Genomic DNA, 12,706 nt, shown 5'->3' with positions numbered 1-12,706 from the left:
GGTGACGTTTATGCAACGAGGAATAGTCTGGGTAGTTGATGACGATAGTTCCATCCGTTGGGTGCTTGAACGTGCGCTCGCAGGGGCAGGACTAAGCTGTACTACATTTGAAAGCGGTAAAGAGGTACTGGACGCGCTGGCCAGCAAAACGCCGGACGTACTGCTGTCGGATATCCGCATGCCGGGCATGGACGGCCTGACGCTGTTAAAACAGATCAAACAGCGGCATCCGATGCTTCCGGTCATCATAATGACCGCACACTCCGATCTGGATGCTGCCGTCAGCGCCTATCAGCAAGGGGCGTTTGATTATCTGCCCAAACCTTTTGATATTGATGAAGCCGTGGCGCTGGTCGAACGCGCCATCAGCCATTATCAGGAACAGCAGCAACCGCGTAATGTTCAGATCAACGGCCCAACAACCGACATCATCGGCGAAGCACCGGCAATGCAAGACGTCTTTCGCATTATTGGTCGCCTGTCCCGTTCTTCAATCAGCGTATTGATTAACGGAGAGTCCGGGACCGGTAAAGAGCTGGTCGCCCATGCGTTGCACCGTCATAGCCCGCGCGTCAAAGCACCGTTTATCGCGCTGAACATGGCTGCTATTCCGAAAGATTTGATCGAGTCTGAGCTGTTTGGCCATGAAAAAGGGGCGTTTACCGGGGCGAATACGATTCGTCAGGGGCGCTTTGAACAGGCAGACGGCGGCACGCTGTTCCTCGATGAAATTGGCGATATGCCGCTGGACGTGCAGACACGTTTATTGCGCGTATTAGCCGATGGACAGTTTTACCGCGTTGGCGGTTATGCGCCTGTGAAGGTGGACGTACGTATTATCGCCGCCACGCACCAGAACCTGGAACTGCGGGTGCAGGAAGGCAAATTCCGTGAGGACTTATTCCATCGTCTGAACGTCATCCGGGTGCATCTGCCGCCACTGCGCGAACGTCGGGAAGATATCCCACGCCTGGCGCGTCATTTCCTGCAGGAGGCCGCCCGCGAACTGGGAGTAGAAGCCAAGCAATTACACACTGAAACCGAGGCGGCGCTCACCCGTCTGTCATGGCCGGGAAACGTGCGTCAGCTTGAGAATACCTGTCGCTGGTTAACCGTAATGGCCGCCGGACAGGAAGTACTCATTCAGGACTTACCGACCGAACTGTTTGAAACCACCGTGCCTGATGCACCGTCCCATATGCAGCCAGACAGCTGGGCAACCCTGTTGGCACAGTGGGCGGATCGGGCATTACGTTCCGGTCATCAAAACCTGCTTTCAGAGGCTCAACCGGAGATGGAGCGCACGCTGCTGACCACCGCGCTACGTCATACCCAGGGGCACAAACAGGAAGCCGCACGCCTGCTTGGATGGGGCCGTAATACCTTGACGCGTAAGTTAAAAGAACTCGGAATGGAGTGACGATCGGTCACTGTGTAAAGATTGATAATTGAGCGCAAATTGCTGCTATTTTGCGCTTTACTGTTCCGATGAGTTAAGTATGATCGTGCCCGGCAAACGGGGGGAAGTCATCATGCTGGAATCAATGATAAATCTGCTATCGAGCGGTGCGGTTGAAAGCCATACGCCACAAACTGCGGTTGCCGCCGTGCTGTGTGCGGCGCTGGTTGGGCTGTTCAGCTAGCGGGTTTGTCGGGTGGCGCTTCGCTTACCCGACCTACGTATTGAGATTTCGTAGGCCCGGTAAGCGAAGCGCCACCGGGCAACCCGGCTAAATAACGCGCGAGAACTGCTGCAAACGCGCTTTCTGGCGCAGATATGCATCGAAGCACATGCAAATATTACGAATCAGCAGACGCCCCTTCGGCGTAACCTGAATCCCCTTCTCATCCACATCCACCAGCCCATCTTTCGCCAGCGGTGCCAGCAGTTTCAGGTCTTCGGCAAAATAGTCAGCGAAGTTCAGATCCCATTGTTGTTCCACGGCGGCATAGTCGAGGCGGAAATTGCAGATCAGGAGCTTAATAACATCCCGACGAATGCAGTCGTCGCGGGTCAGGGCAATTCCGCGCCACAGCGCATTCCCCTGCTCGTCTACCTGCTGGTAATAGTGCTTCAGCTCTTTCTGATTCTGCGCGTAGTTGTCGCCAATCATACTGATGGCCGATACGCCCATCCCCAGCAGATCGGTATCCCCCTGAGTGGTATAGCCCTGGAAATTGCGATGCAAAACGCCCTCGCGTTGAGCAATGGCCAGTTCGTCATCCGGGCGGGCAAAGTGATCCATGCCAATGAACTGATAGCCAGTTTCGGTCAGTGAAGAGATGGTCTCCTGCAGGATATCCAGCTTCTGCTGCGCGCTGGGCAGGTCGGCATCTTTAATCTTGCGCTGGGCAGCAAACAGCGTCGGCAGGTGCGCGTAGTTAAAGACGCTTAGACGGTCTGGATTCAGCTCAGCCACGCGTTTCAGGGTAAAGGCGAAGCTCTCTGGCGTCTGTTTTGGCAGGCCATAAATCAGATCGATATTCGTTGAGGTAAAGCCAATCTCCCGCGCATGATTCAGCAGCGCAAAGATAAACTCTTCATCCTGCTCACGGTTCACCAGGCGCTGAACTTCTTTGTTGAAGTCCTGCACTCCCATGCTCAAACGGTTAAAACCTTCAGCGCGTAAATGATCAAGGACATCCAGCTCGATTTCACGCGGATCCACTTCGATCGAGATTTCGGCATCGTCGTTAAAGTTGAAATTGCCACGCAGCAGTGACATCAAACGGCTGATTTGCGCTTTATTCAGATACGTTGGCGTGCCGCCGCCCCAGTGCAGCTGGCTGACATGGCGTCCGGCGAACAGCGGTGCGCGATGGATAATTTCTTGTTCCAGGGCATCGAGATATTGATCTGCTTTATGCTGCTGGCGAGTCACAATCTTGTTGCAGCCGCAGAAGTAGCACAGTTTGTGGCAGAACGGGATGTGAACGTACAGCGAGAGCGGACGCTCAAGATAACGCGCCACGGCCTTTAGAAATGCTTCTGTGCCGTAGTCTTCAGAAAACTCCAGCGCGGTCGGGTACGAGGTATATCGTGGCCCGGAATAGTTATATTTCTGGATCAGGGCCAGGTCCCAGTCTATTAACTGCTCTGACATGCTCACTCCTTCCGATGGCGTCTCTGGCGGGTACGGCGTACCGGCTTAACCCCAGTGCGGGTGATAAGCCGGTTGCGCAGCCACTTCTGTCGCCGCGACAACCGCTGTAGTTTAACGAATAACCACACCAGATAACATATAACCGGAAGGGTTATAAGCAGGACGGGAAGACCCACGGTGTAAAACCGTTAGTTGCCGCCTTTCAGCAGACGCATCATGTCTTCCTGCTTTTCTTCCTCTTCCTCTTCTTCCTCGTCATCGTAAGAAAGACCCAGCTTTTGCATCAGCTCATCGATGCGGTCCAGCTTGGCATCAACCCAGGTCTGATCTTCCGCGCTCAGGGTTTCTCCTGCTTCAAGACGCTCCAGCAGCGCATCCAGGCGCTCATCCGTTTCCAGTAAATCCAACTCAGCCTGTGGTGAAAGCATAGGTTTCTCACTCTTCGGTTTGTGCTGTTTGGTGACTTTTTCGGTCACGCCCAATGGAATGGGGTTTTTGCTGCCAATACGAGGATCTTTTTGCTTATTTTGGTTTCCGCCACCAGATGCACCTTCGCTACCGGACGCACGGCTACCCGCCGCATGACCACGGTGTTTTTTCTGGCGCTTACGGTCGCGAGCTTCCTGATTAATTTCTTCGCGTGTTTTACGACGCGCTTTTGCAGGACCTTTACCGCGTGGTGTAGAAGTTGGTTTCATCATGATTCGTCTTTGGCTGTTTTATTCAGTATATAATTGCGCCGGAATCTAGCAGAAATAAAGAAAAAAGGCGACAGAGTAATCTGTCGCCTTTTTTCCTGACTCTCAACCCTTACGGGCTCTACAATCCCTGTTGGCTATCAACACACCCTGTTTTTCCCTTAGCCTGAAACATTCCGTGTTGTTTCCATTTCCTTTTACTAACGTCTCCAGACGTTTGTCTCCCTGACAATCCTGTGTCTTCGCCTCCTGGCGCTCCTGACCCTCATCCTGAGTCGACTATCCTGTCAGCTTCCTCGCTATGGGCGCTACTTTACCGCTTTGGTTTAAACGTACAAGTAACCTGGGTAACAATTTCGGACTTTAAGAATAGTGCCTTATCTTAACTATATGATTTATTTTAGTTACGTCATTTTTTACTCTGTCATCTCGTATAGAAACTATCGGCAATGTCTCACAAAGTGCGAGGTTTTTACTTACATAGCCTACGCGTCGAAAAACCAGCCTTTTGCTGGGGTTCAGGTATAATCGCTGCAAAGCCCTGATTGATGGAGAGGACTGCTTTGACTAACTTGAATTATCAACAGACGCACTTTGTGATGAGTGCGCCTGATATTCGCCATTTACCTTCCGATACCGGTATCGAAGTGGCTTTTGCTGGCCGTTCCAACGCAGGCAAATCCAGTGCGCTAAATACCCTGACGAATCAAAAGAGTCTGGCGCGTACATCTAAAACGCCGGGTCGTACTCAGCTCATCAACTTGTTTGAAGTCGTTGACGGCAAACGCCTGGTCGATTTGCCAGGATACGGTTATGCCGAAGTTCCGGAAGAGATGAAGCGCAAATGGCAGCGCGCGCTGGCTGAATATCTGGAAAAACGTCAGAGCCTGCAAGGTCTGGTGGTACTGATGGATATTCGTCACCCGCTAAAAGACCTCGATCAGCAGATGATCTTGTGGGCGGTTGAGAGCAACGTTCAGGTTCTGGTACTGCTGACTAAAGCAGACAAGCTGGCCAGCGGTGCGCGCAAAGCCCAGTTGAATATGGTACGTGAAGCCGTACTGGCATTTAACGGTGATGTACAGGTAGAAGCATTTTCATCCCTGAAAAAACTGGGCGTGGACAAACTTCGGCAGAAGCTGGATAGCTGGTTTAGTGAACTGGCGCCGATTGAAGAGATGCAGGACGGGGAGTAATCCACCGATATGCCGGATAGCGCCGCTGCGCGTCTTATCCGGCCTACAGCCTGTGCGAAACTTTTCTTTCGCACAATAAAAAACGCCCCAGTCATTACTGACTGGGGCGGCTAAAATATTCAGCCAAATCCGATTACGTGAAGTAAAAGGTCTGAAAGATAGAACATCTTACCTCTGTACCCTACGTGAATAACTTTACTCTTTTTTGAGCAGCTCAGAAAGCACTTTTTGTAATTTTTTTTCATTCCTTACATAGGGAATTCTAATGGACATCACAAAAAGTTCTATCTTATGTTGCTTAGTTACGAAAAAGGGGCGTTATTCAGCAAACCCTTAGTGCGCCTGATCCCAGTTTTCGCCACTACCGACTTCCACCAGCAACGGCACATCAATCTGGGTCTCGTTTTCCATCAGTTGATGGATCTTTTTAGAGACGCTTTCGAGGTCATCTTTATGCACTTCAAACACCAGTTCATCGTGTACCTGCATGATCATGCGTACACGTGGTTGCTCGGTTTGCAGCCATCCGTCCACCGCAATCATGGCGCGTTTGATAATGTCTGCGGCAGTACCCTGCATCGGGGCGTTAATTGCCGCGCGCTCTGCACCAGCGCGACGAGCGCCATTACTGGATTTAATATCCGGTAAATAGAGACGACGCCCTTCCAGCGTTTCGACATAACCTTGCTCTTTTGCCTGTGCACGGGTGCGTTCCATATATTCCAGCACGCCAGGGTAGCGTTCGAAGTAGAGGTCCATGTACTTCTGTGCTTCTTTACGCGGAATATTCAACTGGCGCGCCAAACCAAAGGCACTCATCCCGTAGATCAGACCGAAGTTGATGGCTTTCGCGCTGCGGCGTTGTTCACCAGTCACGGAATCCAGCGGTAAGCCAAAGACTTCCGCCGCCGTTGCGCGGTGAATATCTTTCCCTTCGGCAAACGCTGTAAGCAGACCTTTATCACGCGAGAGATGCGCCATGATACGCAGTTCAATCTGTGAGTAGTCTGCGGAGACAATCACGTAGTCTTCTGGCGCAATAAACGCCTGACGAATACGACGACCTTCGTCATTACGTACCGGGATGTTCTGCAGGTTTGGATCCGTAGATGACAAGCGCCCGGTAGCGGTCACCGCCTGGTGATAGGAGGTGTGCACGCGCCCGGTTTTCTTGTTAATCATCAACGGAAGCTTATCCGTATAGGTCGACTTCAGTTTTGCTAAGCCGCGATATTCCAGGATCACTTTCGGCAATGGGTAATCGAGCGCGAGCTCTTCCAGTACCTCTTCCGACGTTGATGGCGCGCCGCCAGGGGTTTTCTTCAGCGGCTTAATACCCTGCTTTTCAAACAGGATAGTTTGCAGTTGCTTGGTGGAAGAGAGGTTAAACGCTTCTCCGGCGATCTCGTGCGCTTTTTGCTCCAGCTCGTTCAAACGCAGCGTCAGCTCTTCTGAATGTTTGTGCAGAACAGCCGGATCGATTTTCACACCGTTGCGCTCAACGCGAGACAAAACAGGAACCAGCGGCATATCGATATTTTCAAAGACGTTCAGCGGTCCTTTATGCTGCTGCAATTCTGGCCACATTTTGAGATGGAGCTGTAGCGTAACGTCGGCGTCTTCCGCAGCGTAACGTCCGGCTTCTTCCAGCGCTATCTGGTTAAAGGTCAGCTGGTTTTTGCCCTTTCCGGCGATCTCTTCAAAGGTGATGGTTTTATGTTTCAGCCAGCGGTCCGAGAGGCTGTCCATATCGTGTCGGCCAGCGACGCTGTTAAGAATGTAGGATTCGAGCATGGTGTCAAAGGTGATACCACGCAGTTCAATGCCATAGTTCGCCAGGATACCGCGATCATACTTCAGGTTTTGCCCGACTTTATGCGCGTTCTCATCTTCCAGCAGCGGCTTCAGCAATGCCAGCGCGCGGTCGCGAGCGATCTGATCGGGGGCGTCCAGGTAATCGTGGGCAACAGGAACATATGCAGCCACACCCGGTTCAATGGCAAAAGACAGGCCAACCAGATTCGCAGAGATGTTGTCCAGGCTGTCAGTTTCTGTATCGAAGGCAAAGACAGGCGCTTTTTTCAGCTTCGCAATCCACTCTTCCAGCGTCGCTTCATCCAGAATTGTCACATAGTTATCATACGAGAGAACCGTGGCCGGCCCCTCAGGCGTTTCATCGACGGCGATAGTTTCCTGTGGTTTTGCCGCCGGCTTCGTTCCTTTCGCCTGTAGCCATTTTCCCGCTTCAACGTCAGTAACCCAACGCTTGAATTCGTACTGTTTAAACAGGCCAAGTAGTTCATCCGCTTCCGGCTGACGTACTTCCAACTGCTCGCAGGTCAACTCCAGTTCAACATCCGTTTTGATGGTAGCCAATTGATAAGAGAGGTACGCTACCTCTTTATTCTGCTCAAGTTTGCCCGCCAAAGTTTTCGCACCACGGAAAGTCAGCCCCGCGATTTTGTCTGATTCAGCATAGAGGGTATCCAGCCCACCCAGCCCCTGCAGCAGAGCCTGCGCGGTTTTTTCACCTACGCCAGGAACGCCAGGGATGTTATCTGAGGAATCCCCCATCAGCGCCAGGAAATCGATGATCAGTTCTGGTGGAACACCATATTTATTCACCACTTCATCCGGGCCAAGGATCGTATTGGTCATGGTGTTGATCAGGGTGATATTCGGCGTCACCAACTGAGCCATATCTTTATCACCGGTACTAATCAGCACCGGACGACCCACCTTCTCTGCTTCCCGCGCCAGCGTACCAATGACATCGTCTGCTTCCACGCCCGAAACGGCCAGCAGTGGCAACCCCATCGCTTTTACCATCGCATGCAGAGGCTCAATCTGCGCACGCAGATCGTCCGGCATGGGTGGGCGGTGTGACTTGTAGTGTTCGAATAACTCATCACGGAAGGTTTTACCCTTAGCGTCGAATACCACCGCAGCATGGGTCGGCTGATATTGCAGAATCAAGCTACGCAGCATGTTGAGGACACCATACATCGCGCCAGTAGGTTCTCCTGCACTGTTGGTCAGCGGCGGGAACGCATGGTATGCGCGATACAGGTAAGAGGAGCCATCTACAAGGATAAGTGGGTTTTCTGGGATCTGAACCATAATGTCCGTGCCTGTTTATCAGATTATGGGTAAAGGATGCCACAGACAGGATGAAAACATGAGTTTTTCGCCGCATTTGTCGAAAAACTTTTGTAGATCTTCTGCTTTGCTCGCAAAGAAGACTGTGGATAACTTTGTGAATAAATAATTTTCAGCTCTTTAAATATAGCAATGAAATTAACACGTCATTTTATTTATATATATATTTCAGAAGCTTAAATAAATGCGTAGCATTTTATTCCATTTATACAGCTTATATCCTGATGTGGATAGATATTCCCTTTTTTTCTATTCAGGGAAGATCCATCATTTGGTTCGTTTTCTGATAAAATCAGCCCCTTGCGCCTCTTTAGCGCACTATCTATGGCTAACCTTTTGAATAATTTAATTATGACGAGAATACTCGCTGCGATAACGCTGTTGCTGAGTATCGTATTGACCATATTGGTCACGATTTTTTGTTCTGTGCCGATCATCCTTGCCGGAGTTGTAAAACTCCTTTTGCCCGTTCCCGTTGTCTGGCGCAAGGTTTCTGTCTTCTGTAATTTCATGATGTACTGCTGGTGTGAAGGTCTGGCGCTACTGCTACACCTCAATCCGCGACTGAAGTGGGATGTCGAGGGACTGGAAGGTCTTAGCAAGAAAAACTGGTATCTGCTCATTTGTAACCATTACAGCTGGGCTGACATCGTTGTGCTTTGCGTTCTGTTCCGTAAGCACATCCCAATGAATAAATATTTCCTCAAGCAACAACTGGCCTGGGTGCCCTTTATTGGCCTGGCCTGCTGGGCGCTGGATATGCCGTTTATGAAACGCTATTCGCGAGGCTACCTGCTCCGTCATCCAGAACGGCGCGGTAAAGATGTCGAAACAACGCGTCGTTCCTGCGAGAAGTTTCGCGTACACCCGACAACTATTGTGAATTTTGTCGAAGGTTCACGTTTTACCAAAGAGAAATGTGAGCAAACCCGCTCTCCTTATCAAAACTTGCTCCCTCCAAAGGCGGCCGGTATTGCGATGGCATTGAACGTACTGGGGTCACAGTTCGATAAAATGTTGAACGTCACGTTGTGCTATCCGGAAAACAGCAGCCGACCGTTCTACGATATGCTGAGCGGTAAGCTAACGCGTATTGTCGTGCGGGTAAATCTGGAGCCAATTCATGAAGAGTTGCACGGTGATTACGTGAACGATAAGGGATTCAAGCGTCGGTTTCAGCTATGGCTTAATACGCTGTGGAGTGAGAAAGACGCGCAGCTCGACGCGATTAAAGCCTCATATGAAAAAGCCGGTCAGCACAAGTGACCGGCTTTTGCTTTTACTTCTGACCAACCAGATACTTCACGGTATCCGCATACTGTTGTACAAAGATATCCATGCTGCTGGTATCCATGCCCTGCGGATTTACCTGATATTTGCCATTCACGAACATTGCCGGAACGCCCTGCAGCTGTAAATCAGCCGCCGCTTTTTCCTGCTGCGCCACGAGTGATTTCACCACGAAGCTGTTCCATGCCGCATCATAGTCTTCACCTTTAATACCCGCGTCGACAAACACTTTACGGATATCAGCTACAGACTGAACGGTCTGGGTTTTCTGAACACCTTCAAACAACGGAACGGTTACTTGATCTTCAACGCCCAGCGCCATAGCAACGGCCCAAGCTTGCGTCAGATCTTTGCCCAACGGCCCCAGAAACTCGACGTGGTACTTGGTCATCTTGGTGCCTTCAGGCAGTTTTTTCTTCACGTTATCAGAGACGTGAAGAACTTCTTCAAACTGATAGCAGTGCGGGCAGTAGAAGGAGAAGAACTCCAACACTTGCGGTTCACCCGCAACAGGCTTTTCCAGAGTGATGTATTGTTTGCCATCCTGGAACTGCGCTGCAGATGCGCTAAAAGCTAAAACCATACCAGCCAGCGCCAGCCATAATTTTTTCATGTTCAAATTTCTCCGATTAATACATTGGCGTTAATTGTAAGGGGGGCTCTTGCAGAATTTTTGCCTGCTCAATAAAGGTCGCGGTCTGACGATGCCAGTAATCTTCCCCGGTTAACCACGGGAAGTTTTTTGGAAACGCAGGGTCAGCCCAACGTCGAATTAGCCAGGCAAGATAATAAACTAAACGCATAGCGCGTAAAGGTTCTATCAGTCCGATTTCAGAGGTGTCGAACTCACTAAACTCTTCATAAGCCTCGATAATGGTTTCAAGCTGCATGCGTTGTTCAGCTTTATCGCCATTGAGGAGCATCCATAAATCCTGAACAGCCGGGCCATTGCGGGCATCATCTAAATCGACAAACATCGGACCATCGCGCCACAGAATATTGCCGGCATGACAATCACCGTGCAGACGTAGCGTGGTAAAACGTGCATGCCAGCGTTCGGTTACGACCGCGATAAGCGCATCCGTTGCCTTCAGGAAAGCCGCTTTTTGCCCTGATGGGATCAACTGTGCGTGTTCAAAAAGCTTACGCGGCTCAGTCAGGTATTCTTCAAGGCCAATCGTCGGGCGAAAGGCAAAAGTACGCTTGCATCCGGTCTGATGCATACGTCCCAGATAGCGCCCCACCGCCTCCATCTGATCGATATTGTCGGCCTCAAACTGCCGCCCGCCGACGCTGGGGAAGATCGCATAATGGAAACCCTGATGGCTTAACAGCGTTTGGCCGCTTAGTATCAGCGGTGCAGCTACCGGGACTTCATCGCTTACCAGTTCCAGAGCAAACTGGTGCTCTTCCTGGATCTGATCGACAGACCAACGTTCAGGGCGATAAAACTTAACGACAAAGCGTCGACGGTCTTCGTCCTGGAATTGATAGACACGGTTTTCATAGCTGTTAAGCGGGGTAAGCCCGGAGTCCACCCGGATCCCCTGCTCAAACAGTGCATCCATGATGGTATCCGGGTGTAGCGTCTGGAAATTAAAAGCGTTGTCGTTCATCCCATCATCCGGAAAATACTACGAATGATTCAGGATATCATTTCGCAGCGCTTTCGGTGGTGGCGATTACAAGCTTTTACTCTTTAATTACGCCACGTGCGCGGAGTAGTGCGGTTTTAAAATCTTCTTCATAATCTTTCTGAATACCTGGGATGACGGCGTCTTTCGCCGAGTCACGCATTTTCAGGTGATAGATCAGAATGTCATCAGTTAAATCCGCCAGTTCGCCGTCAAAACCTGACTCTTGCGCCAGTTTCTGTAAAAATTGCATCAGGTTAAGATCGGGTTCCTTCTGCCAGGCCGGCTGGAGGAGTTCAATAACTTCATTCAGACGTTTACATTTCATGGTTGTGCTCCTTAGGCTCAATACAGATACGTTAGCAGGGTCAATCCCACATTAAAAGAGGCGATATCAGTGATTCTGGATAGTGCAATAACAGGGGTTGTGCTGGCAGGCGGTAAGGCCAGACGGATGGGCGGAACCGATAAAGGTCTGCTTGAGTTGGACGGTAAACCTCTTTGGCGGCACGTAGCCGATACCCTCGCTTTACAGGTCGAAACCGTGGTGGTTAATGCCAATCGCCACCGGGATATTTACCAACAAAGCGGCCTAAAAGTTATCCCTGATTCATTGGCCGATTTCCCTGGCCCACTGGCCGGGATGCTATCGGTATTCCTGCAGCAAGCGGGGGAGTGGTTTCTGTTCTGCCCATGCGATATGCCCTATATTCCTCGCGATCTGGTCAAACGTTTGAAGGAACAGCGCAAAGCTGCACCGGTTGTCTGGGTGCATGATGGGGAAAGAGATCATCCGACCATTGCGCTAATGCACCGCACCATGCAACCCTTGCTACAGGATTATCTTCAGTCCGGTGAAAGACGCGTCATGGTCTTTATGCGCCAGGCTGGCGGTCATGCTGTCGATTTCAGCGATCATAAAGATGCGTTCGTGAACGTGAACACCCCTGAAGAACTTGCAAAATGGCAGGACAAACCATGATCCCATTACTCGCTATAGCAGCATGGAGCGGAACGGGAAAAACTACGCTGCTTAAAAAATTGATCCCGGAGCTACGTGCCAGAGGCATTCGTCCCGGATTGATTAAGCATACTCATCACAATATGGATGTTGATAAGCCCGGCAAAGATAGCTATGAGCTACGCAAAGCCGGTGCAGCACAAACCCTGGTCGCCAGCCAGCAGCGCTGGGCATTAATGGTAGAGACCCCGGAAGAGCCCGAACTGGATTTAGCGTACCTGGTAAGCAGGATGGATGCTTCTACACTGGATATGGTGTTGGTTGAGGGCTTTAAGCATGAACCTGTTGCTAAGATCGTTCTTTTTCGCGACGGTTGCGGGCACAGTCCAGAGGACCTGGCGTTAGACAACTATGTTATCGCGGTTGCCAGTGATATTCCGCTTGCGGTGGATGTTCCATTGTTAGATATCAACGATATACAGCAAGTTGCCGATTTTGTTACGCAATGGATAAGAAGATAGCTGCTGTGTCGTGATACGCCTTTGTAGGCCGGATAAGGCGGGAGGTCACCTCCGGCAGTTTTCACCCCCTGCAGACGCAAAAAAGCCCATCCGGCAGGATGGGCTTCTTCACTTATTTGATGCCTGGCAGTTCCCTACTCTCG

General features: G+C 50.8%; 13 protein-coding genes and 1 pseudogene. 6 read left to right on the top strand and 8 right to left on the bottom strand.

The features are described from left to right. Window positions 1-10: 10 nt before the first annotated feature. Together glnG and N0B36_RS19825 are read left to right on the top strand one after the other, a co-directional pair. Window positions 11-1,420: a nitrogen regulation protein NR(I) gene (gene glnG / locus N0B36_RS19830; RefSeq protein ID WP_016155162.1), complete on the top strand. Its 1,410-nt coding sequence runs from the start codon at window positions 11-13 to the stop codon at window positions 1,418-1,420. A gap of 112 nt (window positions 1,421-1,532) precedes the next feature. After that, window positions 1,533-1,643, top strand: coding sequence for a YshB family small membrane protein (locus N0B36_RS19825; RefSeq protein ID WP_003028631.1), 111 nt, complete (start codon window positions 1,533-1,535; stop codon window positions 1,641-1,643). An 87-nt stretch (window positions 1,644-1,730) separates the two neighbouring features. Here the strand turns inward: N0B36_RS19825 and hemN are convergent, their stop codons facing one another. From hemN to N0B36_RS19810, 3 genes and pseudogenes are all read right to left on the bottom strand, one after another. Continuing rightward, window positions 1,731-3,104, bottom strand: coding sequence for an oxygen-independent coproporphyrinogen III oxidase (gene hemN / locus N0B36_RS19820; protein ID WP_047497475.1), 1,374 nt, complete (start codon window positions 3,102-3,104; stop codon window positions 1,731-1,733). Window positions 3,105-3,292: 188 nt separating this feature from the next. After that, complete coding sequence (gene yihI, locus N0B36_RS19815; protein ID WP_019077947.1) at window positions 3,293-3,802, bottom strand: Der GTPase-activating protein YihI; 510 nt, start codon at window positions 3,800-3,802, stop codon at window positions 3,293-3,295. Between the two features lie 105 nt (window positions 3,803-3,907). Continuing rightward, window positions 3,908-4,156: pseudogene (locus N0B36_RS19810) on the bottom strand (hypothetical protein). 209 nt (window positions 4,157-4,365) lie between these two features. Here N0B36_RS19810 and yihA point away from each other — a divergent pair. Beyond that, window positions 4,366-4,998: a ribosome biogenesis GTP-binding protein YihA/YsxC gene (yihA, locus tag N0B36_RS19805; protein WP_005121851.1), complete on the top strand. Its 633-nt coding sequence runs from the start codon at window positions 4,366-4,368 to the stop codon at window positions 4,996-4,998. Between the two features lie 333 nt (window positions 4,999-5,331). Here yihA and polA read toward each other — a convergent pair whose 3' ends face one another. Both polA and N0B36_RS19795 read right to left on the bottom strand, forming a co-directional pair. Beyond that, entirely contained in the window at window positions 5,332-8,118 is a 2,787-nt protein-coding gene (gene polA, locus N0B36_RS19800) for a DNA polymerase I (protein WP_259688881.1), read from the bottom strand. 215 nt (window positions 8,119-8,333) lie between these two features. Further along, on the bottom strand, window positions 8,334-8,669 hold the full coding sequence (locus tag N0B36_RS19795) for a hypothetical protein (RefSeq protein ID WP_019077950.1): 336 nt from the start codon (window positions 8,667-8,669) through the stop codon (window positions 8,334-8,336). Between N0B36_RS19795 and N0B36_RS19790 the strand changes: the two genes are divergently transcribed. Further along, window positions 8,554-9,423, top strand: coding sequence for an acyltransferase (locus N0B36_RS19790; RefSeq protein ID WP_227021179.1), 870 nt, complete (start codon window positions 8,554-8,556; stop codon window positions 9,421-9,423). The two genes, N0B36_RS19795 and N0B36_RS19790, sit on opposite strands and share 116 nt — an antisense overlap. Window positions 9,424-9,436: 13 nt before the next feature. Here the strand turns inward: N0B36_RS19790 and dsbA are convergent, their stop codons facing one another. The 3 genes from dsbA to N0B36_RS19775 form a co-directional block, all read right to left on the bottom strand. Then, window positions 9,437-10,060, bottom strand: coding sequence for a thiol:disulfide interchange protein DsbA (gene dsbA / locus N0B36_RS19785; protein WP_016155156.1), 624 nt, complete (start codon window positions 10,058-10,060; stop codon window positions 9,437-9,439). A gap of 16 nt (window positions 10,061-10,076) precedes the next feature. Further along, window positions 10,077-11,063: a serine/threonine protein kinase gene (locus N0B36_RS19780; RefSeq protein WP_103848140.1), complete on the bottom strand. Its 987-nt coding sequence runs from the start codon at window positions 11,061-11,063 to the stop codon at window positions 10,077-10,079. A 76-nt stretch (window positions 11,064-11,139) separates the two neighbouring features. After that, the gene (locus tag N0B36_RS19775) at window positions 11,140-11,409 is read right to left on the bottom strand and encodes a YihD family protein (protein ID WP_003028616.1); all 270 of its coding nucleotides are present in this window, start codon (window positions 11,407-11,409) and stop codon (window positions 11,140-11,142) included. A gap of 69 nt (window positions 11,410-11,478) precedes the next feature. Here N0B36_RS19775 and mobA point away from each other — a divergent pair, with 69 nt between their 5' ends. Continuing rightward, the gene (gene mobA / locus N0B36_RS19770; protein WP_047357798.1) at window positions 11,479-12,063 is read left to right on the top strand and encodes a molybdenum cofactor guanylyltransferase MobA; all 585 of its coding nucleotides are present in this window, start codon (window positions 11,479-11,481) and stop codon (window positions 12,061-12,063) included. Further along, on the top strand, window positions 12,045-12,563 hold the full coding sequence (gene mobB / locus N0B36_RS19765) for a molybdopterin-guanine dinucleotide biosynthesis protein MobB (protein WP_103848142.1): 519 nt from the start codon (window positions 12,045-12,047) through the stop codon (window positions 12,561-12,563). The genes mobA and mobB overlap by 19 nt, the downstream gene beginning before the upstream one ends. Window positions 12,564-12,706: the final 143 nt, after the last annotated feature.

The sequence above is a fragment of the Citrobacter sp. XY323 genome, assembly GCF_025106035.1.
Classification (GTDB): Bacteria; Pseudomonadota; Gammaproteobacteria; order Enterobacterales; family Enterobacteriaceae; genus Citrobacter; species Citrobacter braakii.
The sequence above is the reverse complement of the archived record's forward strand: the minus strand, read 5'-3'. Positions and strand labels throughout refer to the sequence as shown.

Coding starts and splice junctions, on each gene's coding strand:
- glnG (WP_016155162.1), top strand. CDS start 11: ATGCAACGAGGAATAGTCTGGGTAGTTGATGACGATAGTTCCATCCGT.
- N0B36_RS19825 (WP_003028631.1), top strand. CDS start 1,533: ATGCTGGAATCAATGATAAATCTGCTATCGAGCGGTGCGGTTGAAAGC.
- hemN (WP_047497475.1), bottom strand. CDS start 3,104: ATGTCAGAGCAGTTAATAGACTGGGACCTGGCCCTGATCCAGAAATAT.
- yihI (WP_019077947.1), bottom strand. CDS start 3,802: ATGAAACCAACTTCTACACCACGCGGTAAAGGTCCTGCAAAAGCGCGT.
- polA (WP_259688881.1), bottom strand. CDS start 8,118: ATGGTTCAGATCCCAGAAAACCCACTTATCCTTGTAGATGGCTCCTCT.
- N0B36_RS19795 (WP_019077950.1), bottom strand. CDS start 8,669: ATGAAATTACAGAAGACAGAAACCTTGCGCCAGACAACGGGAACGGGC.
- dsbA (WP_016155156.1), bottom strand. CDS start 10,060: ATGAAAAAATTATGGCTGGCGCTGGCTGGTATGGTTTTAGCTTTTAGC.
- N0B36_RS19780 (WP_103848140.1), bottom strand. CDS start 11,063: ATGAACGACAACGCTTTTAATTTCCAGACGCTACACCCGGATACCATC.
- N0B36_RS19775 (WP_003028616.1), bottom strand. CDS start 11,409: ATGAAATGTAAACGTCTGAATGAAGTTATTGAACTCCTCCAGCCGGCC.
- mobB (WP_103848142.1), top strand. CDS start 12,045: ATGGCAGGACAAACCATGATCCCATTACTCGCTATAGCAGCATGGAGC.